The following is a 25,869-nucleotide window of genomic DNA, read 5'->3' as shown; positions in this document are numbered from 1 at the left end:
AAAAGAAAATCTTCTTTATCTCTTTTTCACCATTTCTTCAAGAAAAACGGATTCCATATCCGCTCTTAAAAATATACCTTCGCTTTCAAGCGTCAGCTGAAGCGCTTTCAATGTTTCCGAAACATATTCTAAGCGGGCGTTTTCACCCATATGTCCGATTCGAATCACTTTTCCTTTCAAATATCCGAAATTGCCGCCGATTAAAATGCCGTGCTCATCTTTCATTTTTTGAATCAAAGCTTCGCCGTCAATGCCTTCGGGCACATTTACCGCTGTGACCGTGCTGCAGTAATCGGATCTTAAATAAAGAGACAAACCTGAACGGATGACGGCTTTTCGGACGGCTTTCGCAATCTTCCGATGCCGCCTCAGTGCGTTTTCTTCCTTTAACACATTATCAAGCGCAATTTTAAACGCGAAAATATCGCCGATCGGCGGCGTATACGGGAACCAAGCGTCTTCGAAATAGTTTTTCCAGAGCAGCAGATTACAATAATAAGACGGAATCGGCGTTTTGCGGCCTTCAATTGCCGCCCACGCGTCCGGGCTGATGCTTAAGAAAGCCAAGCCGGGCGGCGCGGAAAATCCTTTTTGGGATGCGCCGATACAAATATCGATTGCCCAATCGTCCGTGAAAAGCGGTTCGCCGACCATCGAAGAAACGGCGTCGACAACCGTCAGAATGCCGTAAGATTTGAGAAGCGGACAGATTTCTTTTAAATCATTTAAAACACCGGAAGGCGTGTCACAATGAACGATTGTCGCGAATTTGAAATCGGAATCCTTTTCCAAAAATTCGCGCAGGTTTTCATAAGAAATTCCGCGCGTCCGCTCACCTTTAAAAACAACAGGCTCGGCGCCGTAAACTTTCACCATGTCGGCAAATCCTTCGCCGAAAATGCCGTTGTCAATAATTAAAACACGGTCGCCCGGTTCGGCTAAGGAAGCGCAGGCGGAATCAAGCGCCACCATTCCTTCGCCGCTTAAAATCAGAACCTGTGATTCCGTGTTCATAAAAGCAGCCAGCTTTAAGCAAGTTTTTCTGTAGAATTTGAAAAATTTAAAATCGATATCCGGATTTGTCATCTCATATGCGCGAGCGATTCTGACATTTTCGCGAACCTGCGTCGGTCCGGGTGTCATCAAAAGCGGCACATCAGGTACTTTTGGTCTTCTTTGTCTCAACAATTACGGCCCCCAATATAGGATTTATGATTAGGATTTATGTTATGATTTATTTGAATGATTTATTTGAATGATTTAATTTTAATGAAATAGATGAAGTCATCAAAAATGAAAATAAACAAAAATAAAAAAGACAAAAATCTAAAGAAGAATAAAATAATATCGGTCAAATAGTCTTATTTTTAAAAACGCATTCATATCCCGAATTATTTCCGCGTCTCCCATTTCAAAAGTTCAAGAGCGCCGGCAAGTGTTTTGCCGTTATTGATCTCATCAAAAAGTCTTTTTTCGCGCTTCCAAACTTCTTCGGAGCGGCGCGCGATTTCATAAGCGCGGTCTTTCGGAACAACGACAACACCGCTGTCGTCTCCGACGATATAATCTCCCGGATTGACGGTTTGATTGCCGCAGACGATTTCAACATTGATTTCCCCAAGACCCTTCGGATCGCCCGCGTTCGGAACGATATTTGCCGCGAAAACCGGAAAATCCGACTGCCGAATTTCATCGTAATCGCGAATCGCGCCGTCAACGACAACGCCTTCGAGTTTGCGGTTGACAGCCGTCAGCGTCGCAAGCCCGCCCCACATCGCAATGTCACGGTCGCCGTTGTAAATGACAACAATGTCGCCCGGTTCGCTGATGTCGATCGCTTCAACAGGTTTTGCCCAGTCGCCGCCGAAAGTTCGAACAGTGACGGCTTTTCCGACAATTTTTTTGCCCGGAATTTTTGATGAAATGCCCTGCATCGCGCCTTTTCTGTGCATGGCGTCTGATATGTTTGAAGTGGAAACTTTTCTGAAAATTTCAATCATTTCTTCTTCTTTTGATTTTTTGTTTGATTCCGCCGATTCAATTGAACCAGATTCGCTTGAATCAACCGCTTTTCTGATTTCTGCCGCCGACTGTTTGACGTTATCGGAATTGATAATGTAAGAGCCGACGATTACGATGTCTGCGCCCGTTTGAGCGGCAATCAGCGCCGTCTCCGGATTCAGTCCGCCCGCAACGGCGATTTCCATGTCCGTCTCAGCCGCCAGCTTTCTCAGCTTTTCAATGGGGGACTCGCCCGTCATCTGCGCGTCGATTCCGACATGAACATTGATCAAATCAATTCCGAGCGCTTCAACTTCTTTGGCGCGCGCAATCGGATCCGGAGATGAGATCAAGTCGACCATGATGCGGACACCGTATTTTTTGGCGGAGAGCAGAGAGTCGCGAATGACGGCATCGTCTGCCGCTGCCAGAATGGTGACGACATTTGCGCCCGACTTGGCGGCCATTTCAACTTCTGCTGCGCCGACATCCATTGTTTTCATGTCGGCGAGAATGATATTGTTCGGAAAAGTTTCGCGAAGTCTTCGAATGATGTCCATGCCGGCGCTTTTAATCAGCGGCGTTCCGGCTTCGATCCAGTCGGCACCGCCCAAAACGGCTTCTTCGGCAATTTTGACGGCGCGGTCGGATTCGATGACATCTAAAGCAACTTGAATTTTAACCATTTGAATTCCTTCGGGGAATTATTGATTTTTTGATTTTATTTTAGGTTTATTTTAAAATTCAATTTAAAATTTAATTTAAAATAAAAATAATAAAAATTATAAAAAGTAATGAAAGAGTAATTACTTCGTTTTATTTCATTCCTCTTAATAAATCATTCCGAATTTTTGAAAACACGGTTTGAAAAACACAGTAAATTTATATTGAATTCTCTCGTTTAACAATGAGGCAACAAATAACAAAGGTTATATCCGAGTTCGTTGTTTCAACCAACATTTGAACAAACAAAAGGAGTCACTATGCGGCCGATGCATCACATAATCTCAACGCGGGAATACACAACGGAAATGTATGACGAAATATTGGAACTGGCCGAAAAGCTGGAGCCGATTGCAAGAGGCGAGGTTTCGTCCAAAATTATGGACGGCAAAGTCCTGGCGCTTCTCTTTTTTGAACCAAGCACGCGAACCCGCATGTCTTTTGAAACGGCGATGCTTCGTCTCGGCGGACAAGTTTTAAACTTGGGGCAGGTGGAAGCAAGCTCCATTGCCAAGGGTGAATCGCTGTCTGACACGATTCGCGTGACATCGCAATACGCTGACGCTGTTGTTTTACGGCATCCGCGTGAAGGTGCTGCGCTGATGGCTTCGGAATGTTCGTCCGCGCCGATCATTAACGGCGGCGACGGCGCGGGGCATCATCCGACGCAAACTCTTTTAGACCTTTACACAATCAAACGTGAAAGTCATCTTGAAAATTTAAATGTCGCTTTGGCCGGCGATTTAAAATACGGCCGCACGATTCATTCTCTTTGTTACGCTCTTTCTCGCTATCATGCAAAAATCAATTTAGTTTCACCGCCCGAATTGCAGCTTCCCGAAAGAATTGTGGATGATTTAAGAAAAGCAAATATTGACGTGACGATTACACACGACATGGAAGATGTGATCGATGACATTGATGTTCTTTACATGACGCGCATTCAAAGAGAGCGCTTCCCCGACCCGACGGAATTCAACCGCGTTTCAAACAGCATGCGTATCACAAAAGAACTGATCCAGTCGGCCAAGCCTGATATGAAGATCATGCATCCGCTCCCGCGCGTGAACGAAATTTCATATGATGTGGATGACACGATTCACGCGGCTTACTTTAAGCAGGCTTTCTACGGCGTTCCTGTGCGAATGGCGATTCTTTGTAAAGTTCTCGGGATGGAAGACAAGATTCCGGAGGCGAAAAGATGACCGGTGAAAAAAAGCGTTCGGCAAGGCTCGGCGACAAAAATGATCTTCGAATCAAGGCGATTGAAAACGGAACCGTGATCGACCATATTACGCCGGGGCAGGCGCTGAATGTTTTAAATATTCTCAGAGTGAACGGCGATTTCACAAATACGGTCAGTGTCGTGATGAATGCCGGCGGCTCTCGCGGCGACAAAGATGTCGTTAAAATTGAAGGGCGCGAACTGACGGAAAAAGAAGTGAATTCAATTTCTCTGATTTCGCCCAAGGCGACGCTCAATATCATTCGCAATTTTGAAGTGGTTCAAAAAAGACCGATCCAAAAACCGGAATCCGTTTGCGGAATCGTGAAATGCATCAATCCGAATTGTATTACAAACAGCAGCGAACCGATTGAAACAAAATTTATTGTCTCAGAAAATGAAAAAGTTAAATCACTCGTTCTCAGATGCGTTTTTTGTGAAAGCATAATGACGGAAGATTTGATCAAATTTATTGAGTAATTTTTCAATAATTATTTTCATTCATTCTTCCAATCATTTTCCAATTCTTTTTCCAATCATTTTTTTCAATTCTTTTTTTAATCATTTTTTCAATTCTTTTTTAAAACACGTCCCCTCTTTCTCAATTATTTTTTAAAATTTGTGCAGTTCGCGCGGCGGCGGGCAGCTGCCCGGCTGCAAGTTTGCCGGCAGCAGCGGCAAACGGAAACCTGACTCCCGCAGGAAACAAACACCTCCCTCCCACCGGAAACAAACACCTCCTTCCCACTGCAAAATTTAATGCCACCGGGTCATGATTTAAATGAGCAGATGCACGCGGCAAATGCAAAAGACAGTTGCAGACGAGCAGGCTCAGCCGGAGCCGAATGCAATCAAAATGCAATATGTTTTTTGATTTTTCGTTTTGGATGGTTTGAATCTCAATCTCCTCCTTTCCTACGCTGCGCTTCGGAAACTCGTCGATTGAGGGGCGGTATTTTGTCTTTTCATATAATGTTAGATTCAATCGAAACATCGTTTTTCATTAAAATTTTCAAAAACGGAACGCCTTCTTTTTTCCAAAATCTAAAACATATATTTAGGATTTTATCGGGCGTTCAGGTTCACCAATTTAGGAAATTTGATGTTTAGGTTTCGTCCAAAAAACAAAATAAAAACGAAAGACGAGTTTGAAAATCAAAATAAAACAGAAGAACAAATTTGAAAAACAAAATAAAACTGAAGCGGCTCGCGCGCGGCGGCGCTGCTCTGCGCGGATTCAGTCCAACGGTAATTCGGAAACAGGCTTGGCTGTTCGCAGGCTGCCGTCGCCTTCGACCACGACAAGTGATGCGCCCGGCTCGACGTAAACGACTTCTTTGCCGTCCATGTAAACGCGGATCGTGCCGCCCGACTCGGAGATGGCAACGGCGATTGCATTGGTGTCGCGCGTGATAGACGCAGAAGAGAGATGGCGTGTGCCGAGACCTTTTTCAATGTGAATGTCACGCGTGTCGACATCCAAATAGCGGCCGGCGGAAAGGATTTTGCCGGTTTCGGAAATGATAAAAACGCCGTCAAGCTGTGCAAAACCCATCACGGTTTCCCAAGTTTCTTTTTTGTTGATGTTGATTTCGGAATCCTGGCCGCGGAACGGGTTGATGATCATTTGGTGGGAGCGTTCCAAAACTTCTTCTTCGTCGCCGAGAACAAAAGCGGTGCCGACTTTTTTGCCTTCTCTTCCTTTCATTGCGATGTTAAGAGACAGGTGAAGCACGTTTCTGAATGTCTCAGGCGTGACGCGCTTTTCACATTCGCGGACGGTCTGCACTGTTTCATTTTCTTCCATGCTGTGAACGACAAGCGAATAGGAATTTTGCGTGCGAATGAGACCGAGCACGATGCCGCAGGGAATTGTCCCGAGGCTGTATTCGACAGCTGCTGCGCTCATCAGAAGAGATGCGTTTTTGTCGGCTTCCGTTTTGATGGATTCGGAAACTTCCTGGATTTGAAACTGATTTTCATTTCTGAGGTAAGTCAGTTTCTCGATAATTGTTTTGATTTGAGTGATGTCGATGACGGGAATATCTAAATCTTTGAAAGATTTGGTATCAATATTTCCGAATGTGAAGACAGCAACGGCTTCCGTCAGCTTTGCCAAATGTCTGACAGAATCTTTGAGAAGGATGCCGCAGAGGTCATCCGATGCGGAAGCGTTAAAAATCGGGTTTTCAAGTGCCGTTTTAACTTCCTGCTTTTCTGTTACTTCTTCCATGACAGGTCACTGTATAATGAAAAATAAAAAATTGAGAATTAAAATCAATTTTTTTGGTTTGAAATCGTTTTACAATTCAGGATTAAAAATCAGAATCTTTACCCAAAATTTGTTATATATATTTTAGAATCAGTCTTCTTTTATATATACTTTTTACTCTCCTCTATGAATTTTTTCAGTACCCGTCACGTGAATTTGTCGAAATCAGATTTGAAATTTTCGACAATAAACTAAAAAATAGAATGAAAATAAAAAAATAGATGAAATAAAAAGAAAAAAAAGAAAATGAAAAAAGGAAAAATGAAAAAAGGAAAAATGAAAATTAAAGAAAAAAGAAAATAAAAGGAAAAACTTGAAACTGCGTTTCAAGTCCGTCCGCCGCTTCGCGCCGACCGGAAAATGAAAATAAAAGAAAAACGAATGAAAAATTAAAACAAAAATATGAAAAATACAGAACAAAATTGAAGAATATTGGCAGGTATGAATTGAGTGAAAAACAAAAAGAAAAGAATTAATAAGATTCGTTCTATTTTCAATTCACATTTTGTTTATTTTATCCATTCATTTTACTTATGACGATTTATTTACAACGAGTTACCAATAACGATTTTAAAGGAATCTGATTTATGAGAGAAGAAATCTGGGTTGAAAAATACCGCCCGATGAAGCTGGATGATGTTTTCGGTCAGGAGGAAACGGTCGAGCGCTTAAAGTCTTACGTCAGCTCAAAAAATCTGCCGCATCTGCTTTTTACGGGTCCGCCGGGTGTCGGCAAAACCGCGTCCGCCGTTTCGATCGCGCGCGAATTGTTCGGCGAATACTGGAATGAAAATTTCACGGAACTCAACGCGTCTGATGAGCGCGGTATTGATATTGTCAGAAATAAAATCAAAACATTTGCGAAAACCGCGCCGATCGGCGGCGCTTCGTTTAAAATCATTTTCCTTGACGAAGCCGACGCGCTGACAAATGACGCTCAGTCGGCACTTCGCAGAACGATGGAAAAATACAGCGGTAACTGCCGTTTCATTCTCTCATGCAATTATTCTTCTAAAATTATTGAGCCGATTCAATCACGCTGCGCGATTTACAGATTCCGAAGTTTAACGGATGACGCGATTTCTAAACGCGTTCAGTATATTGCCGATCAAGAAAACTTAACGATCACGGAAGACGGTTTGAAAGCGCTTGTTTATGTTTCCGGCGGCGACATGAGAAAAGCGGTCAACTCGCTTCAGGCGGCTGCTTTTATTCAAAGAGATATTGATGAAGAAACCGTTTACAAAATTACGGCAACGGCGCGCCCCGAAGATGTTTTGGATTTGATTCAAACGGCGCTTGCGGGCGAATTCAAAAACGCGCGTGACAAATTGAATGTTCTCGTTTTTGAACAGGGACTTTCCGCCGACGATGTGATGAATCAGATTTATCGGGCGCTTTTCAAAATCGAAAATTTGAGCGACAGCGAAATGATTCAATTGATTGACGCTGTCGGCGAAACCGATTTCAGGATCACGGAAGGCGCAAATGAAAAGATTCAGTTGGAAGCGCTGATCGCTCATTTTGCATTGCTTCGAAGAAACAATTAATGAAATAATTGATGAAATAATTAATAAAAGCAATCATTCCGCGAATCATAGAAACAAAACAGATTTAAACAGATTTAAACAGAATCGGGCACAAGAATGGAAATGTCAAATTTATCGGCGCTTTTTTTACAAAAGCTCGGCATCAATGCTTCATTTTATTTAACGGAAGACGATTTCGCTTCCCAGCGTTTTCTCTATTCAGGGATTCCGCAGTTGGAAGAGCTTGTTGAAATGAAAAAAGCGGGTCAATTTGATTTTGAAACTGTTCTTTTGCTTTATGAAAACAGTCCGATTTTTGAAAAAAATCCTGCCGACACGGCAGAATTTATTCGGCGCAGCGCGCAGGCTTCCATTGTCGGATTTGTGATGGTTGAAAGACAGCCGTCAGCAGATTCGTCGCTTCCCGATACGGGAAATTGTTTGGTTTTTACGCCCGTCATCTCTGATTTGGAAACGAAAAGCGCTTTTTATTCGATTCTTCCCGAATTGATTTCAAAGTCGGCTGTTTTGAATTGTCCGACATATCAAATTGAAATTTCACCTGAAGAAATGGCGGATGACGTTCGTGAATATTATTCAAAAAACGCACTTGCTTTTTTCGAGGAAGCTGATCAAACAATTCCGACTTACGATTCGATTTATTCTCCCGCACGCGTGTCAAAAGCGGCGGCGACGATTCAAAAAGTTCGGGAAATCGCAAAAGCCGAAAGTTTCAAAACCGAAAACATCGAAGATGAAAGTTCCGAAATCAAAAACTCAAAAAAAGAGTTTTTAGCGCCGCAATCATCTGTTCTTGAAATCTGCTGCGGCAACGGCATGTCAACGCTTGCGCTTTATGATGAAAATGTCAATCCGATTTGCGTTGACATCAATGAAGAAGATATTTGTATCGGCCTTTCCCACGGCGTTTTAAAACCCGAGAGAACGATCATAATGGATGCGACAACGCTTTCAAGAAACATGAATGTTGAACAGTTTGATACCGTCATCGGTTTTATGGTCGGGACGGTTTATGAATTCAACAAAGATGTTTGGTTTTCGATTGCCGACGAAGCTTTAAAAATGTTAAAAGAAGACGGTTTTCTTTTGCTGACGCTTCGGGAAGAGCATGAAGCAAAAATGATTGCTGATCATTTAAAGGAAAAAGGAATTGATGGTGCGATTGTTGATAATCGTGATGATGAAACGAATTATGATTCTTGGATTTATTTTGTTCAAAAATAAATTATTGAATCTTCAATTTTTTTTGATTACATTTCTCTTGTTCTAATTTTTCGTGAATTGATGTATTTTTGAAATAAGTGTATTCAATAGATTTCAGAATTATATTAATTAAATTTTCATATCATGAAAAATTAAAAAAGACTTATCATATTGAATTTTTGTTTAAAAATTATGAATGTGCAGGAACAAAATGAAGAACAAAACGAAAACGATAAGCAAGAATTTATCAGACAGCTGAAAAAAGTTGGAACTTTGGGGCATGAAACAGAAAAAGCAAGAGAAAAGATTTTTTTGAATCAGGCAAACGGAATATTCACAATAATCTCAATATATTCAATCGTTGTGTTATATCTTATTTCATTTGATATTCTGGATTTAGAAGGATGTCGATTGGTATTATTTCTTGTTTTGATTTACATGTTCTTACTTTTCAGTCTCGTTTATTCCGTTAAAACACAAATTCAAAATAAATATTAGGATATGGGAACCATCGAAAAGATGGATGAAGAATACAAAACCGCAATGAAAAACGGAATAGATCTTAATAAATTGTATTGCGAGATCTGAACAGAATGCATTTGTGCAGAAGAGAAATAAATGACAGAAGAAACAGATATATAATTAAAGAATTCATATTTCAGTATACAGCTCTTTGTTTGCCGATTGCTTTAGGCATTCTTTATTATATATAGGATTTACAGTTGCCGATCTAACAAATACACTTGAGGCGATCAAATATGTTTAAAAGAAACAAGAATAAAACTGTCGTTGAAAAAGAAGATACATCCGGCAAAACTGCAACAGGGATTAATTATTCTGAAAAAAGCCCGAGCATGACTGTTTACAGCCCTTTTACGGGCAGAAAGAAATTGCATGAATAATTTTTATATTTGTATAAATCCAAACATCTTTTTTCCTTTAATTTTCAAGATGAATAAAATATTACCAAAAAATAAAGAAAAAGATTCGAAAAATAAATTCGAATCTGTATTATTCAACAATTGCGCCGTGATTGGCTGATCTTACTGTTCTTCTGTATTTCTTCAAATACCCGTCAACCGGCTTTTCAATCGGCTTGAAAGATTTTCTGCGCTCTTCCAAAATATTGTCATTCACCATCACGTTAAGTTTTCGGTTCGGAATATCGATTTCAATCATATCGCCGTCCTCGACAAGCCCGATCGGACCGCCTTCCGATGCTTCGGGCGAAACGTGTCCGATGCAGGGACCGCGCGTGCCGCCGGAAAAACGCCCGTCCGTGACAAGCGCAACGGACTCAATCAAACCGAGACCCGCAATCGCTGCCGTCGGAGACAGCATTTCACGCATCCCCGGACCGCCGCGCGGACCTTCGTAGCGGATAACGACAACGTCGCCTGCTTTAACTTTGCCGTTCATAATCGCAGACATCGCGTCTTCTTCGCTGTCATAAACGCGCGCGGGACCAATGTGTTTCATCATTTTCTCACTGACTGCCGCCTGCTTGACGACAGAACCGTCGGGCGCGAGATTGCCTTTCAAAATCGCGATTCCGCCTTCTTTATGAACCGGATTTTCAACTGTTTGAATCACTTTTTGATTGAATTTGGGGTTGATCAAAACCATTTCTTTCAGATTTTCGCCGACTGTTTTGCCGTTTGCCGTCATTTCCTCTTTCATAACACGGCTGCCGAGGCGATCCAAAATTGCGTAAATACCGCCCGCGCGGTCAAAGTCCGTCATAAACCATGAACCGGCAGGTCTCAAAGAAACAATGTGCGGCGTGCTTTTGCTGAGCCGATCAAAATCATCAAGCGTCAACTCGATATTGAAAGCATTCGCAACCGCGGGTAAATGAAGCGCCGTGTTGCTGCTGCCGCCGATTGCCATATCCGTCATCACGGCATTTTCAAACGAATTTTTCGTCACGATTCGGCGCGGCGTCAGATTTTCTTTCACCATTTCAACAATGCGTTCGCCGGATTCTTTGGCGAGCCTGATTTTGCTCGCGTCCACCGCCGGCGACGTTGCGCAGCCGGGAAGCGACAAGCCGAGCGCTTCGGTCATACACGCCATCGTGTTTGCCGTAAACATGCCGGAGCAAGAGCCGCACCCGGGACAGGCGTTGTTTTCCATCATCTTTAATTTTTCGTCCGTTATTTCGCCGTTTTTGGCGGCGCCGACAAACTCAAACATGGAAATCAAATCCAAATCGGTGTCGTCGGCAAAGCCGGGCTGCATCGGTCCGCCGGTTATGACAATTGCGGGAATGTCAAGCTCGCCCGCGGCCATCAAATGTCCGGGAACGACTTTGTCGCACGACGGGATCAAAACCATACCGTCAAACTGATGCGCGCGGACCATCACCTCTATTGTGTCCTGAATCAGCTCGCGGCTCGGAAGCGAATAACGCATTCCGTCATGTCCCATGGCAATGCCGTCGCAGACGCCGATTGTCTGAAACTCGAAAGGAACGCCTCCTGCATTGCGGATGCCGGCTTTTACGGCTTCTCCGATTTTATCTAAATGAATATGTCCCGGAACAATTTCGTTTTTGGAATTCACGACCGCGATGAACGGTTTTTTGAGTTCGGAATCCGTCAAACCCAACGCTTTGAGCAAAGAGCGGTTGGCAGCTCTCTCAAGTCCCTCTTTTGCATTATCACTTCTCATAATTGTCGCCTGATAATTATTTAAAAATTTGAATATCTGAATGAATAGAAAAAGAACAGAAGTGTATTAAAATTGTTGTGTCTGACAGCGGCAAAACGAATCAATCTCAAAAATTGTTGACATAAAATTTTGCTCGCGACCGACCTTCGGTCGGCCTCTCACAAAATTTCAGGTTGCAGTTGGAGTCAGGTTTGTGTTTGCAAATTTTGCTCGTGACCGACCTTCGGTCGGCCTCTCACAAAATTTCATCGGGCAGGGGGAGGGCGGTGTTTGTAAAAAATCGCTTCGCGATTTTTCAGGCTTCGCTGGTTTGCAGTTGGAGGGAGGTGTTTGTTTCCGATTGGAGGGAGGTGTTTGTTTCTGATTGGAGGGAGGTTTCTGTTTCCGATTGGAGGGAGGTTTCTGTTTCTGATTGGAGGGAGGTTTCTGTTTCCGATTGGAGGGAGGTGTTTATTGAAAAAATCGCTGCGCGATTTTTTCTGCGCATGGCGCCGCCCGCGCGACCCGCTGCATTTTCAAAAAGATATGAAAAAATAGGCTGTGTTTCTCAAAAAAATATGAAAATAATAGACCGGCGTTTATCAAAAAGATATGAAAAATAGACCGACGTTTTTCAAAAAGATATGAAAAAATAGACTGACGTTTTTCAAGAAGATTTCGTGTCTTTTGAATCCGATTCCGAAACTTCATTTCCTTTTTCATCCTCTTTTTCATCCGCGCCTTCATATTCATCGGAATATTCATTGTCATCGCCGACAGTCTGAACTTTTGTCAAAACGCTCTTGTTGTACGCGTTCATAATGTCTTTCTGCGTAATGATTCCGACCATCTTTTTCTGGTTCGATTTCATCACGACCGGCAGGCGGGAAACATCGCGGCTGACCATTCTGTCCAAAACGGTATCCAGCGTTTCAAACGGATAAGCGACAAGCACATCGGTTGTCATGATGTCTTTGATTTTCTGATCTTCATTTTCAATATCCATTTTTTCCTGCATATCTTTAATCGTGACCAAACCCGTCAGTTCACCGCTGCGGTTGAGGACCGGAAATCCGGCATGTTTGCTGTTTTGCATGATCGCCGAAAGCGCTTCAATCGAATTGTCTTCGAACACGGTTTGCGGATGCGGATACATCGAATCTTTGACCAAAATGGATTCCATGACATCGATTTCGCGGCCGCCGCGAATCGTGTAGCCTTTCCTTCGAATCATTTCCGTAAAAATGGTTTCCGGATTGGCTTTACGCGCAACGGCGTTGCTGAGAACGCAGGCAACCATAAACGGCAGAATCAATCCGTAGTCCTGCGTCATTTCCATCAGCAGAATGATAGACGTAAATGTCGCGTTGGACGTGCCCGCAAAAACGGCGCCCATGCCGGCAATTGCGTACGCGCCCTGGCTGACGGAAAGTCCGGGGATGAGAGAATCACAAACCAAACCAAAAGCGGAGCCGAGCATGACGCCGACAAACATGGAAGGGACGATTGAGCCGCCGGCGCCGTCGGAGCCGATCGTGAATGAAAAGGCAAGCGTTTTGAGAATGATGAGCGCGAGCAAAAGCATGATTGGAAGCGGATTGGCAACAGCGTCTAACATCACATCATAGCCGAGTCCGAGTATTTGCGGGAAATACCAGCCGATGAGACCGACGATAATTCCGCCGATTGCGGGTTTGAAAATGGAGGGGATTTTCAGATTTTTAAAGAATTCGCGAATGAAATAGAAGATCTTGATGAATAAAACGGAAGCGATTCCCGCTAAAATGCCGAGGACGGGGAAAAGCCAGAATTCGTAAAGCGGCTGCGATAAGCTGTAATGCGGAAAACTGAGCGCGTCGGATCCGAAAAATGCTTGAAAAACGAATGTTGAAAAAACGGATGAAAGAACGATCGGGATAAATGTTTTGGCTTCGAGTTCGCCGAAAATGACTTCAACGACGAAGACGATTCCGGCAAGCGGCGCGTTAAATGCGGCGGAAATGCCGGCCGCTGCACCGCAGCCGAGGTAGACGCGGAGACTTTTGCCGCGCAGATTGAACACTTTTGCGGCAACGGAACCCGCGCCCGCGCCCATTAAAACGCCCGGCGCTTCTTTGCCGGCCGAGCCGCCTGTCCCGATTGTGATGACGGACAGGAATGCTTCGCCGAGCGCGTATTTGGCTTTCAGGCGACCGCCGTGAAGCGCGGATGCTTCAATCACGCTTTCAACGCCGTAATGTGTTTTTAAGAAATATTTTCGAATGAAACCGACAGCAAGACCGCCGAGCATCGGAACGAGAATAATCGTCCAAGCGGGAATGCCGTAATATTCAAAAATCGAGTTGCCGCCGTAAAAAGCGCCGCTTAAAAAATCCATTAAAAGAGTATAAATGCCGATGAGAACGCCGGTTAAAATGCCGATGATAATCGCGATTAAGGAAATCTTGACAGTCGGCGTATAGAAGTTCTGTGCCTGCTTCTTTGCCTGCTGTTTAAGTGAGAAAATCCTACCCTCAAAAGATTTTCCGGAGTGAGTTGAATCTAAGGTGTCACCTGCCACGTAAACCGTCCGTTAAGTTTGCAAACCAATAATATTTGTGAAATTTGAAATTGTGGAAATTGTGAAATTATGAAGCGATGAAATAAATTCTGAAATGAATATTCTGAAATGAATATTCTGAAATAAATTCTGAAATGAATATTCTGAAATGAATATTATGAAATGAATTTAATGCATCCCGTTTTTGAATTTGTGAAACTTTTTGTGATATACGGTTTGAGAATATAAAATTATTCGTTTTTCATTTATTGTTCTCGAATTTTGGAAAAATTTCATTAACCGCATATCGGACGGCAATCTCTGTTGAATCAAACAAATAAACCTCCTTATTTCTCACATGCGTATCGAAATCTTCATCGCGGAGCAAATGTTTTTTCACAACGGGACGGATTCCTGTAATAAGAACGTATCTGTTCTCTTTGTTTCGCTGAGTGATGAATTCATCCAGCCTCGACGTTGCCGTTGCGTCCACATACGGAACATGACGCATACGAATGATGATAACTTGGCGTTTTTCGGGCAGGTGAACGTTGACTTTTTGATCAAAAATATTCATCGCTCCGAAGAAAAACGGACCGTTGATCGTGTAAATTGCCAATTTGTCGCCGAATTTTTTTTGAAACATACGGATTTTTTCGATGCTGTCAGCCGAGTCGTATTCTTCGATCGAATCTATTTGAACCGATTTCGTCATATCATACATGAATTTAATCATCGTCATCAAAATACCGACTTCAAGCGCGAGAATCAAATCTGCAAATACTGTCAGAATAAATGTAATTCCGAAAATTGCGGCGTCAATACGGTCATAATTCAGCATGATTCGGAATTCACGAACATTGATCATCGGAAGCGCAGCGCAGAACAAAACGCCGGCAACGACAGCATACGGAAGATAAGCGCCGAGACGGCCGAAAAACAACATAATCAAAAGCAAGAATACGGCACACAAAATTCCGCTCATGCGCGTTTTGGCACCTTCGCGGATGTTGACCGTACTTCTGGAAAGCGCCGCTGTTGCCGGCAGACCGCCGAAAAAAGGTGTTACGACTTTTGCAATTCCCTGCCCGATCAACTCACGGTCGCTGTCATGCTTTGTTGCAGTCATTCCGTCACAGACGACAGCGCAGAGAAGTGACTCAAGCGTTCCCAAAAGTGCAAGCATAAATGCAAACGGCAAAACATTTACGGTAAGGCGGAGGTTGATGCTGAAAAATGAAAAAGTCGGCAGCTTTGCCGGAATTGCGCCAACAGTCGGAATGTCCAAGCCGAAATAAACCAACAAAATCATTGCAAGGAGAATCGCAATAATTGTCGGCGGAACAGATGCCAAATATTTTTTTCCTTTTGTCAGACGCGGCAGAAGACGAATCAGAAGGATTGCGCCAAGCGTCATTAAAACCGCGACGATGCTGGTGTTTCCAATCATTTCCAAAACAAGAACAAGCATTTCAAATGTGGATTCATATTCGGGAAGCGTCAGGCCGAGCGCATTGGGAATTTGGCTGACAATAATCATCAGTCCGAGACCGCCCGTGAATCCTGAAACCAGCGGGAGCGGAATGAATTTGATAATTTTTCCGACTTTTAAAATTCCTAAAATGATTTGAATCAAGCCTGCGAGAACAGTTGCCAAAAACAATCCTTCCAATCCGTATTGAGAAATCGCTGTTAAAACGACGACGGACATCGCTCCTGTCGGTCCGGTAATTGAATATTTGGAGCCGCCGAAAAGGGAAGCTAAAAAGCCGGCAATGACTGCCGTATAAATGCCTGTCGACGCATCGACGCCGGATGCGACAGCAAAGCCGATAGAGAGCGGCAAAGCTACGATTGCAGTAATAAATCCGGCCCGGAGGTCGAAAACAAACATATTTTTGAAATAATTTGTAACGGAATCTTTGGACAGATGAGTCTCAGGCATATTTATCAAACCAACCTAAAAGCGGAATCAGCAAATACTTCTTCGGAATGAGGAATTATCAGCGACAAATGAATTATCTTCCAGGTATATATAATTATGACAGGAAAAATGACAAAATAAATGACATATAATATCTTTTATTCGTTACGTTTTTAATAAATTTGATTTATTTTATCATGACAGAATTTGACTGAATGAAAAAAATAATCAAAATTTTCCCGAAATTTCGGCTGAAATATTAAATACTATTACTTTCAGTAATAATTTCTATGCAATTACCGACGCCTGAGGATTTAAAAAAGAAAAGAATAGAGTTGGGGCTGACCCAAAGCGACTTGGCGAAGCGCGCCGGTGTCAGCCAGCCGCTGATTGCGCGCATTGAAATGAGCGACGTCGACCCGCGTCTTTCAACCGTTGCAAAAATCCTCACCGCTTTTGATGAAGTGAAAAAAGAGCAGCAAATCGTTGCCAAAGACATCATCAGCTCGCCCGTCATTCATGTACAGCCGAAACAGCCGCTTGAAGAAGCTGTTCAAATCATGAATTCAAAAGGCATTTCCCAATTACCCGTTATTGAAAACGGCGTTCCTGTCGGCAGTTTGTCCGAAGGCGCCGTCGTTCGAACAATCGCCGTTAAAAAATCACTTACGGGAATAATTGTTTCGGATTTAATGGAAGAATCCTTCCCGACCGTTCCGCAAACGGCTTCCGTCTTAACCGTTTCTCATATTTTGGAGCGCAGTCCGGCCGTTCTTGTCATGGAAAAAGGAGTCGTGACAGGCGTGATCACCAAAAGCGACATTATGAAAATCGTCAACGGATAATTCTTCGGCGACATTTCATTTTGATTGATTTTTAATTAATTTTAGATTTAAATTTAATATTATATTCATTTTTTAAAATTCATAATAATTAATTTTTAACACTGATATTTATGATAACCGAAAAAGAAAAAGCGGCCGCAGGATTATTTTATGACTCCGCGCTCAAATCTTTTGAAAAAGAACGCCACCGCGCAAAAAACTTGTATCACAAATATAATCACTGCAAGCCGACGAATTTTAAAAAACGGAATAAAATTATCAAAAAACTGTTCGGCAAAACCGGCAAAAATTTCCTGATTGAACAGCCGTTTTACTGCGATTACGGTTACAACATCGAAATCGGCGACAATTTCTTTTCAAATATGAACTGCGTCATGCTTGACGGCGCGAAAATCAAATTCGGAAACAACGTCATGATCGGTCCCAATGTCGGCTTTTACGGAACAGGGCATCCGTTAGGCATTGAAATGAGAAATAAATTCATCGAATACTCTTTTCCGATCATCGTCGGAAATAACGTATGGATCGGCGGCCACGTTTCCGTTTGCCCGGGCGTTACTATCGGCGACAACTCTGTCATCGGCGCGGGTAGCGTCGTCACAAAAGATATTCCCTCGAATTCGATCGCGTACGGCAATCCCTGCCGCGTTGTCCGAACAATTGACCAAGATGAAGTCAAATTAAAAGAAAAATATTTCAAAAAATTAACGAAAGAAGAATTTAAGAAAATGAAAAAATGATTTAAGAAACTTGAATTCTCAATCCCGTTTTTATTTTCATCTCTTTTTTCATTTCTCTTTTTTCTTCTCTTTTTATTTCTCTTTTTATTTCTCTTTTCATCTTTTCTTTTCATCTCTTTTTTCATCTTTTTTTATTTCTCTTTTCATTATCTTCTCTTTTCTTCAATTTTCTTTTCTTTTTATTTTCGGATGAAACCTAAACATCCGATTTTCAAAAATCGGTGAACCTGAACGCCCGATAAAACCCTACTCTTAAAAATTTCAATTTTATTGAAAAGAAGGCGTTCCGTTTTTGAAGAAAATTGGTGAAAGGTGATGTTTCGATTTATTTTGAAATTTAATTGAAAAGTCAAAGCGCCGCCCCCCGCAAGTTGAGTTTCCGAGCGCAGCGAGGAAACGAGACTTGGCGGATTCTTCCCATACAAAATAAAATATTCAAAACCGCTTATTGTTAATTGCTTTTCAGCTTTTGCAAAGTGCCGTCTTGTGACTGTCTTTTGCTGTCAGCTTCCTGCTGAGCCTGCTCGTCTGCAACTGTCTTTAATTTGTCACTGTGGGGCGATTTGCGTTGCAACTGTCGGATCAGGTTTGTGTTTCTGCTTGCATCTGTTCTTTTTTAAGAAATCCGTTGGCATAAAATTTTGCTCGGCTTCGCCTCACAAAATTTCAGGTTGCAGTGGGAGGGAGGTGTTTGTTTGCAGTGGGAGGGAGGTGTTTGTTTGCAGTGGGAGGGAGGTTTCTGTTTCCGCTTGCAATCAGGTTTGCGTTGCCGGCAGCAGCCGCCGCCGCGCGAGCCGCACAAATTTTTGAAAAAAAATCAAAAAACGAGATTTGCATTTTAAAAAAACAAACAAAAACGAGATTTGCATTTTTTAAAAATAACCAAAAAAGAAATCTAATACATAATTAAAAAATGAAAAATTAAAAATGGCTGGAACAAATATTTATTACAAAAATATTAATGACCAAAAAGTTATAATGGAGTTCAATCAAAAAAGGAAGGATTAGATTTATTATTTGAAATGATTTAATTCGTCTGAATCCAAAAAAAAGATTTAGTTTTATATAACAAAACGTACTAAAAAATTATTTTTCTGTCACAAAAACGGCAAATGAAACAGAAGCAGGTATAACTTATGATTAAAACCGAAGATAAATTAATGATGATGCCCGGACCGGTCGCGGTCCCGCAGCGTGTTTTAATGGCAATGGCCAAACCGATGATCAACCACCGCGGAAAAGAATTCTCCGCCATTTACGATGACTGTCAGAGAATTTCAGCATCACTCTTCAACACCGCTCAGGAAAATGTGTCCGTCATTTCAGGCTCGGGAACCGCCGGTATGGAAGCCGCTGTCGGCTGTTTAAACAACAAAGACGACAAAATCCTCGCCATCGAAAACGGTAAATTCGGTCAGAGATTCAAGAAAATCGCAGGCAAATACGGCAATGTCGTTCCGCTCGAATTTGAATGGGGCAAATCCGTTGATTTGGCGGCCGTTGAAGAAAAACTCGCTGCAGGCGACATTAAAACAATTACGATGGTTCACAACGAATCATCCACCGCAATCAGAAACCCCGCCGCCGAAGTCGGCGAACTTGCCAAAAAATTCGGCGCGTACTTCATTCTTGACGTCGTTTCATCACTCGGCGGCGACGACATCAGAATCGATGACTGGAATGTCGACATCGCGGTCACCGGATCACAGAAATGTATTGCAGCACCGCCCGGAATTTCCGTTGTTGCCGCAAACGAACGCGCGCTTGCCGAAATGGAAAACGTGACGACACGCCCGTATTATTTAGATTTGGTCGCATATCACAAAAGCGCAAACAAAGAACTAAAAGAAACCCCGTACACGCCTGCCGTTTCTTTGTTCTACGCGCTTCAGGAAGCTTTGAAAATCGTCGAAGAAGAAGGCGTTGACAAGAGAATCGAAAGACACTTTTTAATGACAAAAGCTGTCCGCGACTCCGTTACCGCGCTCGGCGTTGAAATGTTCCCGCAGCTCAATGAAGTCAGCGCTTATTCGAATACGGTTTCCGCAATGAAAGCGCCTGCCGGAATCGATGCCGAAGAAATTAAGAAAGCGATGAACAAAAGAGGCGTTATCATCACCGGCGGTCAGGACGATTTGAAAGGCAAAATTTTCAGGATCGGCTCAATGGGCGCAACAACGCCGACCAACATCATGACAACGCTTTCCGAACTTGAACAGGTTCTCTACGACATGGGCATCGGCGAAGAAACAGGTGCCGTCATGGATATTGCCGGAAAAACAATGGCAAAGCTTTACGAGTAAATGAATCTTTTAAAAATAAAAATTTCAAAAATAAAAATTTGAAAATAAAATTTAAAATAAAATTTATTTAAAAATAAAATTTAAAATAAAATTTAAAAAAATATTTAAAATAAAGTTTAAAAATATAAAAAATGAATACAGGAGAACGAAATGTCACAGCGTAAAATCATCATCATCGGTGCCGCCGGAAGGGATTTCCATAATTTCAACACTTATTACCGCGACAATCCCGACTGCCAAGTCGTTGCTTTCACCGCCGCGCAGATTCCGGACATTGCCGGCCGCAAATATCCCGCCGAACTTGCCGGCAGCCTTTATCCCGAAGGCATTCCGATTTACGAGCAGGCAGAACTGCCGCGCCTCATCAAAGACTTGGACGCCGATGAGTGCGTCTTTGCTTACAGCGACATGCCGTATAAAGAAGTGATGCACATCAGCGCAATCGTCAACGCCGCCGGCGCGGACTTTACACTGATGGGCTACAAAAACACCATGCTCAAAAGCACAAAGCCCGTTATCGCTGTCGGCGCAGTGCGCACGGGCTGCGGCAAAAGCCAGACCACACGCCGCATTGCAGAAGTTTTGATGGCGCACAGTCTCAAAGTCATCGCTATCCGTCACCCGATGCCGTACGGTGATCTCGTCGCTCAAAAAGTGCAGCGCTTTGCCGCAATCGACGACTTGAAAAAATACAGCTGTACCATCGAAGAAATGGAAGAGTACGAGCCGCACATCGCGCGCGGCAACGTCATTTATGCAGGCGTCGATTATGAAGCGATTTTGCGCGCCGCAGAAAACGACCCTGACGGGTGCGATGTCATCCTTTGGGACGGCGGCAACAACGATTTTCCGTTTTACAAGCCTGACTTGATGGTCACAGTCGTTGACCCGCACCGCCCGGGACACGAGCTTTCGTATTACCCAGGCGAAGTGACGCTTCGCATCGCTGATGTCGTTGTGATCAATAAAATCGACAGCGCCGACTTTGACAATATTCAAACCGTCAGACGCAATATCGAGCGCGTCAATCCGGACGCGACGGTTATTGATGCCGCCTCCACAATCACTGTGGACGACCCCGATGTCATTCGCGGCAAACGCGTTTTAGTCATTGAAGACGGACCGACGCTCACGCACGGTGAAATGGGAATCGGCGCAGGTATTGTCGCCGCCAAGCGTTTCGGAGCTTCCGAAATCGTTGACCCGAAACCGTATGCGGTCGGGAAAATTGCGGAAACATTCCGCATTTACCCGCATGTCAAAGGATTGCTTCCCGCAATGGGCTACGGCGAAGAGCAGATGAAAGATTTGGCCGCCACGATTGAGCGCACCGATTGCGACAGTGTGATCATCGGAACGCCGATTGATCTCGCCCGCGTCATAAAAATCGACAAACCCAATACGCGCGTCAACTACAGCCTTCAAGAAATCGGTCATCCCGATATGGAAGATGTTTTGACGGATTTCATTAAGAAAATCAAAAATTAAGATTAGATAAAACAAAGAAGCCGCCTCGCGGCTTTTTCTATTTTCTTTTTTTGTCAATTCTATTTATGCCGGTTCGACAGCCGCTGCCGCGCGTGAGCTGCTCCGTTTTCATTTTGATTTTCAAACCCGACCCTTGTTTCCTTTTTATTTTTGAATGAAACCTAAACATCCAATTTTCAAAATCGGTAAACCTGAACGCCCGATAAAATCCTAAATTTAAAAATGGATTTCATTAAAAATTGGCGTTCCGTTTTGAATATTTTGATAAAAATGATGTTTCAATTGAATCAAAAATGAATGAAAAACTAAAAACGCTCTGCCTTTTTATTATTAGATTCGACTTCGACAAAACGCTTTCGTGCAACTGTCTTTTGCTGCCTGCCCCTGCTAGCGGAACAGTCTGCAACTGTTTTTAATTGCTGCTGCCGTGACTGGATCTGTTTTTGTTGCTGCTCCGGTCACTGCCGCGCGCGAGCCGCTTCATTTTTCGTTATTTTTTCAAATCATTCGCCGTTATTATTGTTTATCAAAACGGGTGTCGTGATAAATATAATTAATAATATGTATGAAAAAACTTTAAGAATAATTGATTATTTTTTCTTAAAAAGTGAAAAAAACAATGGTTAAAAAAGCAATTCTTTCCTACTCGGGCGGTCTTGACACTTCCGTCTGTATTCCGATGCTTAAAGAAGATTACGGCTTTGACGAAGTCATTACGGTTTCCGTAGACGTCGGTCAGCCCGAACATGAAGTGAAAGCCGCGGAAGACAAAGCAAAACTCATCAGCGACAAACATTACACGATTGATGCCAAAGACGAATTCGTCTCCGATTACATTTTTCCGCTGATCAAAGCCAACGGCGACTATGAGGGTTATGTGATGGGGACTTCGATTGCAAGACCCTTGATTGCCAAAAAGGTGGTTGAAGTCGCCGAAAAAGAAGGTGCCTCCGCATTCGCTCACGGCTGCACCGGCAAAGGAAATGATCAGCTTCGTTTTGAAACGATTTTCCGTTCCACCGGCAAAGACGTGATTACTCCGATGCGCGAACGCAATCTGACGCGCGAATGGGAAATCGAATACGCCAAGTGTCATAACATTCCGGTTGCCGCAACCAAAGACAAGCCGTGGAGCGTTGACGAAAACTTATGGAGCCGCAGCATCGAAGGCGGCCGCTTGGAAGATCCGAGCTTTGTTCCGCCGGAAGAAATTTACGAGTGGACGACTGCGCCGGAAAACGCGCCCGACAAAGCAACTTTGATTGACATCGGTTTTGAAAACGGTGTTCCGATATCGCTTGACGGCATAAAAATGAAAGGTTATGATTTGATTAAAAAATTGAATCAAATCGGCGGCGAAAACGGCGTCGGACGTTCCGACATGGTGGAAGACCGCATACTCGGCTTCAAAGCCCGCGAAAATTATGAACATCCGGCGGCAACGATTCTTCTCAAAGCGCACAAAGATTTGGAACAGCTTGTGCTCACACGCGCCGAATTGAAATTCAAGGCAGCGGTTGACGCGCAATGGTCCGAACTCGCATATCAGGGACTTACAGAAGAGCCGCTTTACGCCGATTTAAATGCGTTCATCGACAAAACACAGGAACGCGTGACGGGAACCGTCAAAGTAAAGCTTTACAAAGGCAGTTTGATTGCGGTTGCCCGCGAATCGCCGTTTGCGCTTTATTCCGAAGATTTGGTGTCTTTTGACAGCCAAACAATTGATCAAAAAGATGCCGAGGGATATTGTAAATATCACGGGTTTCAGGCGAGATTGTATAAGCAATTGAAAAAGTGAAAACGGGTTTGATCGTGATAGCGGTCACCGTTCAGAAATAAATAACAATATAAAACTCGGCTTCATGCCGAACTTTTTTTCTTTTTGCCGGAATTGATTTTCCGGCATAGCGTCAAAATAAAAAGATGACGACAGATATATAACTAAAATAATAATTATGGGAAAATATGAAAAAAACAACATTATTCACCATTTTTATTTTTTTGATATTGGAAATCGGTACATCCGGCTGTCTTTTAAACGACAGTAATTCGTTTGAGCCGGATAATTTTACAAAAACAGCGACTATTTCTGAAAATAATACAACGCTGACAATGCTTTTTGATGAAGATTTTAATTCCGACTTCCGGTGGGAACTTACAATGGAAACCGAAGATGTTTTAAAAATAGCCGCAGATGAAAAAATTCCGACTGATAAAGCATCACAGGGAATTGGAAAACATCAATGGATTTTTGAAGGAAACGAAAAGGGAATCACTGTATTGAAATTTGAGTATATTCGTTCGGGGAATCGTTATACTCCGGAAATATACACCTATATGATTAAAAATACAGAAGGAGAATTGGAAATTTTATCGTTTACTTCACTCTCTGGAAACAGAACAGACAACAGACCGTATACAGAAGGAATAAGTGTCAGTGAAGATAAGACATTATTAACGCTCGATGGTCAATGTGTCAGCTCGACGGGTGCAGGAAATAATCATTGGTATTTGGAAAAGAGTCAAACCGATATGTTGGAGATTATAAACCAAACAAGCAATCATTATGAGACAGACCCTGGGTATGGGTGGCACTCATGGGAAATGAAAGGGCAAAATTCAGGAGATATCACATTAACGATGAATTATGTGAATGAGAATTTAGGGAATTGGATCGGTATCGGTTTAATCTCCGAAATTGTTTGTGACGTATATATTAATGAAAATAATAAAATATCCATTCGGAAGATCAGTTATAATTCAGTCAAAGGCGAACCTGTGCCTTATTGGGATGAATCTCTGTGAGTATAAATTCAGCAATTTCACAGAAAAAAAGAGTTAAAGGAGTTCGTGGCATCGACGCATTTCTTCAAATACATCCACTCCCGAATCATCTTTTTTGAATCTGGAATTACCTTCTGCTGCTAAAAGCTCTTCTAATATCTTTATGGATTTCGGATTTCTCACAATCAATCTTGTCGTATATGATGAAGTTGCCATTTTTGTTTCTCCAAATTATTGAGTAAAGCCTTCAATTTTTCAAAACTATTTAGACTTTATTAAATAATTTCAAAAGAAATTGTATTGAAATAAATAAAATAAAAAGAAATCAAATTGAAATAAATAAAAATGCAACGAATCAAAATCGAACATTTGTCATTGTTTTTGCTTCAAAGCGGTAACAAATTCAATTGCTGCCGTAATGATCAAAAGAATAAGCGAAATAATCAAACCCCATTTTAAAACAAACAAAATGCTGTTCGGAATTTCGATGTTTATTTCAAAAACAGAAGCTAAAAAAACAGCGGCGGTGCAGAAAACAAATAATAAGAGAAAAACTGCGCAGATCTTTTCAACAATTCTTACAATTTTCATTCTTTCCGAAATTATTTCCGTCATAATCTCACCGATAAGAATCGGCTCTGAAGATATATAAACCGGAGTTATAGGAAAAGGTTATTAAAGGAATAATCATGTTTACGGTTCATTCAAACGTTCTATCCGAGTATAAAACGCAATTGATCGCAGTGTCTTTGCACAGCGGTTTTCATTATTTTTATTCAATTATGAATCAGAGGATTCGCTCTTAAACGTGAAAGTGATATTATGGCATTGAAGAAAGGAGATTTTATCCGGTTAAATTACACCGGTAAAATGGAAGACGGTAAAGTCTTTGACACGACCGAAGAAGAAGTTGCAAAAGCAGAAGGCGTTTACACACCGCAGGGTCTTTACGGCGGCGACGTGATCATCATCGGCTACGGCCACACCATTGCAGGCCTTGACAAGGAATTGGAAGGCAAAGAAGCCGGCGCATCCGGCGAAGTGACAATTGCGCCCGAAGATGCTTTCGGCATGCCCAGAGAAGATTTGATCCAATCCGTTTCCACATCCAAATTCAAAGACGGAAACGCTCAAATCGGCATGGTCATTGAACAGGACGGACGCCAGGGCGTCGTGACAAAAGTCATCGGTCGCCGCGCAACACTTGACTTCAACAGTCCGCTTGCCGGAAAACCTGTTGTTTACAGCTACAAAGTTGAAGCCGTTTTGGAAACGCCGGAAGACAAAATCAAAGGACTTTTCGCGCTTTACACAGGCGTTCAGGAAGCTGACGTGACAATCAACGGCGATGTCGCCGACATTGAAATCCCGACGGGAATCACATTCAACCAGAGATGGCTTTTCATGAAAGGAAAGTTGGCCAACGAAGTTTTGGAAAACACCGACCTGAAAGAAATCCGCTACGTTGAAACCGTTAAAAAAGAAGAGAAGGCTGAAAAAGCAGAGTAATTCTGCTTTTCTTTTTAATTCTTTTATTTTAAATTTTATTTCGTTTACTTTTCGGATTTATTTTTGAAAAATAATTATATACCCGAATCATGTTTATGTGTTGCAGTT

The 25,869-nt window shown here is 42.6% G+C and carries 23 protein-coding genes; 14 read left to right on the top strand and 9 right to left on the bottom strand.

From position 1 onward, the window contains the following. Nucleotides 1-15: 15 nt before the first annotated feature. On the bottom strand, nt 16-1,188 hold the full coding sequence (locus tag MmiHf6_RS04750) for a pyridoxal-phosphate-dependent aminotransferase family protein (RefSeq protein WP_316558557.1): 1,173 nt from the start codon (nt 1,186-1,188) through the stop codon (nt 16-18). A 203-nt stretch (nt 1,189-1,391) separates the two neighbouring features. After that, nucleotides 1,392-2,687: a 3-hexulose-6-phosphate synthase gene (gene hxlA / locus MmiHf6_RS04745; RefSeq protein WP_316558556.1), complete on the bottom strand. Its 1,296-nt coding sequence runs from the start codon at nt 2,685-2,687 to the stop codon at nt 1,392-1,394. 306 nt (nt 2,688-2,993) lie between these two features. Between hxlA and pyrB the strand changes: the two genes are divergently transcribed. Together pyrB and pyrI are read left to right on the top strand one after the other, a co-directional pair. After that, nucleotides 2,994-3,929 (top strand): aspartate carbamoyltransferase, encoded by a 936-nt coding sequence (gene pyrB, locus MmiHf6_RS04740; RefSeq protein ID WP_316558555.1) that lies wholly within the window; start codon nt 2,994-2,996, stop codon nt 3,927-3,929. Further along, nucleotides 3,926-4,429, top strand: coding sequence for an aspartate carbamoyltransferase regulatory subunit (gene pyrI / locus MmiHf6_RS04735; RefSeq protein WP_316558554.1), 504 nt, complete (start codon nt 3,926-3,928; stop codon nt 4,427-4,429). Before pyrB ends, pyrI begins: the two co-directional genes overlap by 4 nt. Before the next feature lie 125 nt (nt 4,430-4,554). Here pyrI and MmiHf6_RS04730 read toward each other — a convergent pair whose 3' ends face one another. Both MmiHf6_RS04730 and MmiHf6_RS04725 read right to left on the bottom strand, forming a co-directional pair. Beyond that, nucleotides 4,555-4,686, bottom strand: coding sequence for a hypothetical protein (locus tag MmiHf6_RS04730; RefSeq protein ID WP_316558553.1), 132 nt, complete (start codon nt 4,684-4,686; stop codon nt 4,555-4,557). 500 nt (nt 4,687-5,186) lie between these two features. Beyond that, nucleotides 5,187-6,182 carry a DNA integrity scanning protein DisA nucleotide-binding domain protein gene (locus MmiHf6_RS04725; RefSeq protein WP_316558552.1) on the bottom strand — a complete coding sequence of 332 codons (996 nt, stop codon included), beginning with the start codon at nt 6,180-6,182 and terminating at the stop codon, nt 5,187-5,189. Between the two features lie 626 nt (nt 6,183-6,808). Between MmiHf6_RS04725 and MmiHf6_RS04720 the strand changes: the two genes are divergently transcribed. From MmiHf6_RS04720 to MmiHf6_RS04710, 3 genes are all read left to right on the top strand, one after another. Further along, a complete protein-coding gene (locus MmiHf6_RS04720) occupies nt 6,809-7,771 on the top strand; it encodes a replication factor C small subunit (protein ID WP_316558551.1) in 963 nt (320 codons plus the stop codon). Between the two features lie 96 nt (nt 7,772-7,867). After that, nucleotides 7,868-8,995, top strand: a complete 1,128-nt coding sequence (locus tag MmiHf6_RS04715; RefSeq protein WP_316558550.1) for a class I SAM-dependent methyltransferase — start codon at nt 7,868-7,870, stop codon at nt 8,993-8,995. Between the two features lie 737 nt (nt 8,996-9,732). Then, entirely contained in the window at nt 9,733-9,876 is a 144-nt protein-coding gene (locus MmiHf6_RS04710; RefSeq protein ID WP_316558549.1) for a hypothetical protein, read from the top strand. Between the two features lie 109 nt (nt 9,877-9,985). On the opposite strand, the gene ilvD is transcribed toward MmiHf6_RS04710, so the two are convergent. Next, nucleotides 9,986-11,647, bottom strand: a complete 1,662-nt coding sequence (gene ilvD / locus MmiHf6_RS04705; protein ID WP_316558548.1) for a dihydroxy-acid dehydratase — start codon at nt 11,645-11,647, stop codon at nt 9,986-9,988. Between the two features lie 197 nt (nt 11,648-11,844). On the opposite strand from ilvD, the gene MmiHf6_RS04700 reads away from it, so the two are divergent. Then, nucleotides 11,845-12,249, top strand: a complete 405-nt coding sequence (locus MmiHf6_RS04700; RefSeq protein ID WP_316558547.1) for a hypothetical protein — start codon at nt 11,845-11,847, stop codon at nt 12,247-12,249. Nucleotides 12,250-12,293: 44 nt separating this feature from the next. Here MmiHf6_RS04700 and MmiHf6_RS04695 read toward each other — a convergent pair whose 3' ends face one another. Together MmiHf6_RS04695 and MmiHf6_RS04690 are read right to left on the bottom strand one after the other, a co-directional pair. Further along, nucleotides 12,294-14,186 carry a chloride channel protein gene (locus MmiHf6_RS04695; RefSeq protein WP_316558546.1) on the bottom strand — a complete coding sequence of 631 codons (1,893 nt, stop codon included), beginning with the start codon at nt 14,184-14,186 and terminating at the stop codon, nt 12,294-12,296. Between the two features lie 241 nt (nt 14,187-14,427). Continuing rightward, nucleotides 14,428-16,110 (bottom strand): SulP family inorganic anion transporter, encoded by a 1,683-nt coding sequence (locus MmiHf6_RS04690; RefSeq protein WP_316558545.1) that lies wholly within the window; start codon nt 16,108-16,110, stop codon nt 14,428-14,430. A gap of 269 nt (nt 16,111-16,379) precedes the next feature. On the opposite strand from MmiHf6_RS04690, the gene MmiHf6_RS04685 reads away from it, so the two are divergent. From MmiHf6_RS04685 to MmiHf6_RS04655, 7 genes are all read left to right on the top strand, one after another. After that, nucleotides 16,380-16,934: a CBS domain-containing protein gene (locus MmiHf6_RS04685; protein ID WP_316558544.1), complete on the top strand. Its 555-nt coding sequence runs from the start codon at nt 16,380-16,382 to the stop codon at nt 16,932-16,934. A 110-nt stretch (nt 16,935-17,044) separates the two neighbouring features. Beyond that, complete coding sequence (locus MmiHf6_RS04680) at nt 17,045-17,674, top strand: sugar O-acetyltransferase (RefSeq protein ID WP_316558543.1); 630 nt, start codon at nt 17,045-17,047, stop codon at nt 17,672-17,674. A 486-nt stretch (nt 17,675-18,160) separates the two neighbouring features. Continuing rightward, complete coding sequence (locus MmiHf6_RS04675; protein WP_316558542.1) at nt 18,161-18,484, top strand: hypothetical protein; 324 nt, start codon at nt 18,161-18,163, stop codon at nt 18,482-18,484. A 326-nt stretch (nt 18,485-18,810) separates the two neighbouring features. Then, complete coding sequence (locus MmiHf6_RS04670; RefSeq protein WP_316558541.1) at nt 18,811-19,977, top strand: pyridoxal-phosphate-dependent aminotransferase family protein; 1,167 nt, start codon at nt 18,811-18,813, stop codon at nt 19,975-19,977. A 150-nt stretch (nt 19,978-20,127) separates the two neighbouring features. Then, nucleotides 20,128-21,465, top strand: coding sequence for a cyclic 2,3-diphosphoglycerate synthase (locus MmiHf6_RS04665; protein ID WP_316558540.1), 1,338 nt, complete (start codon nt 20,128-20,130; stop codon nt 21,463-21,465). A gap of 619 nt (nt 21,466-22,084) precedes the next feature. Next, a complete protein-coding gene (locus MmiHf6_RS04660) occupies nt 22,085-23,266 on the top strand; it encodes an argininosuccinate synthase (protein WP_316558539.1) in 1,182 nt (393 codons plus the stop codon). 167 nt (nt 23,267-23,433) lie between these two features. Beyond that, nucleotides 23,434-24,273 carry a protease inhibitor I42 family protein gene (locus MmiHf6_RS04655; protein WP_316558538.1) on the top strand — a complete coding sequence of 280 codons (840 nt, stop codon included), beginning with the start codon at nt 23,434-23,436 and terminating at the stop codon, nt 24,271-24,273. A gap of 33 nt (nt 24,274-24,306) precedes the next feature. On the opposite strand, the gene MmiHf6_RS04650 is transcribed toward MmiHf6_RS04655, so the two are convergent. Further along, nucleotides 24,307-24,468, bottom strand: a complete 162-nt coding sequence (locus MmiHf6_RS04650) for a hypothetical protein (protein WP_316558537.1) — start codon at nt 24,466-24,468, stop codon at nt 24,307-24,309. Nucleotides 24,469-24,624: 156 nt separating this feature from the next. Continuing rightward, complete coding sequence (locus MmiHf6_RS04645; RefSeq protein ID WP_316558536.1) at nt 24,625-24,867, bottom strand: hypothetical protein; 243 nt, start codon at nt 24,865-24,867, stop codon at nt 24,625-24,627. A 207-nt stretch (nt 24,868-25,074) separates the two neighbouring features. Between MmiHf6_RS04645 and MmiHf6_RS04640 the strand changes: the two genes are divergently transcribed. Next, the gene (locus tag MmiHf6_RS04640) at nt 25,075-25,761 is read left to right on the top strand and encodes a peptidylprolyl isomerase (protein ID WP_316558535.1); all 687 of its coding nucleotides are present in this window, start codon (nt 25,075-25,077) and stop codon (nt 25,759-25,761) included. Nucleotides 25,762-25,869 lie beyond the last annotated feature (108 nt).

It is taken from the genome of Methanimicrococcus hongohii (genome assembly GCF_032594095.1).
Lineage (GTDB): Archaea > Halobacteriota > Methanosarcinia > Methanosarcinales > Methanosarcinaceae > Methanimicrococcus > Methanimicrococcus hongohii.
This window is presented reverse-complemented; position numbering and strand designations above follow the sequence as displayed.

Bases quoted from the DNA above. Each gene is read 5' to 3' on its own strand.
- MmiHf6_RS04685 (WP_316558544.1), top strand. From the start codon at position 16,380: ATGCAATTACCGACGCCTGAGGATTTAAAAAAGAAAAGAATAGAGTTG.
- MmiHf6_RS04645 (WP_316558536.1), bottom strand. From the start codon at position 24,867: ATGACGGAAATAATTTCGGAAAGAATGAAAATTGTAAGAATTGTTGAA.
- MmiHf6_RS04680 (WP_316558543.1), top strand. From the start codon at position 17,045: ATGATAACCGAAAAAGAAAAAGCGGCCGCAGGATTATTTTATGACTCC.
- MmiHf6_RS04670 (WP_316558541.1), top strand. From the start codon at position 18,811: ATGATTAAAACCGAAGATAAATTAATGATGATGCCCGGACCGGTCGCG.
- MmiHf6_RS04710 (WP_316558549.1), top strand. From the start codon at position 9,733: ATGTTTAAAAGAAACAAGAATAAAACTGTCGTTGAAAAAGAAGATACA.
- MmiHf6_RS04650 (WP_316558537.1), bottom strand. From the start codon at position 24,468: ATGGCAACTTCATCATATACGACAAGATTGATTGTGAGAAATCCGAAA.
- pyrB (WP_316558555.1), top strand. From the start codon at position 2,994: ATGCATCACATAATCTCAACGCGGGAATACACAACGGAAATGTATGAC.
- MmiHf6_RS04720 (WP_316558551.1), top strand. From the start codon at position 6,809: ATGAGAGAAGAAATCTGGGTTGAAAAATACCGCCCGATGAAGCTGGAT.
- MmiHf6_RS04725 (WP_316558552.1), bottom strand. From the start codon at position 6,182: ATGGAAGAAGTAACAGAAAAGCAGGAAGTTAAAACGGCACTTGAAAAC.
- MmiHf6_RS04640 (WP_316558535.1), top strand. From the start codon at position 25,075: ATGGCATTGAAGAAAGGAGATTTTATCCGGTTAAATTACACCGGTAAA.
- hxlA (WP_316558556.1), bottom strand. From the start codon at position 2,687: ATGGTTAAAATTCAAGTTGCTTTAGATGTCATCGAATCCGACCGCGCC.
- MmiHf6_RS04665 (WP_316558540.1), top strand. From the start codon at position 20,128: ATGTCACAGCGTAAAATCATCATCATCGGTGCCGCCGGAAGGGATTTC.
- MmiHf6_RS04715 (WP_316558550.1), top strand. From the start codon at position 7,868: ATGGAAATGTCAAATTTATCGGCGCTTTTTTTACAAAAGCTCGGCATC.
- MmiHf6_RS04660 (WP_316558539.1), top strand. From the start codon at position 22,085: ATGGTTAAAAAAGCAATTCTTTCCTACTCGGGCGGTCTTGACACTTCC.
- MmiHf6_RS04655 (WP_316558538.1), top strand. From the start codon at position 23,434: ATGAAAAAAACAACATTATTCACCATTTTTATTTTTTTGATATTGGAA.
- MmiHf6_RS04690 (WP_316558545.1), bottom strand. From the start codon at position 16,110: ATGCCTGAGACTCATCTGTCCAAAGATTCCGTTACAAATTATTTCAAA.
- ilvD (WP_316558548.1), bottom strand. From the start codon at position 11,647: ATGAGAAGTGATAATGCAAAAGAGGGACTTGAGAGAGCTGCCAACCGC.
- pyrI (WP_316558554.1), top strand. From the start codon at position 3,926: ATGACCGGTGAAAAAAAGCGTTCGGCAAGGCTCGGCGACAAAAATGAT.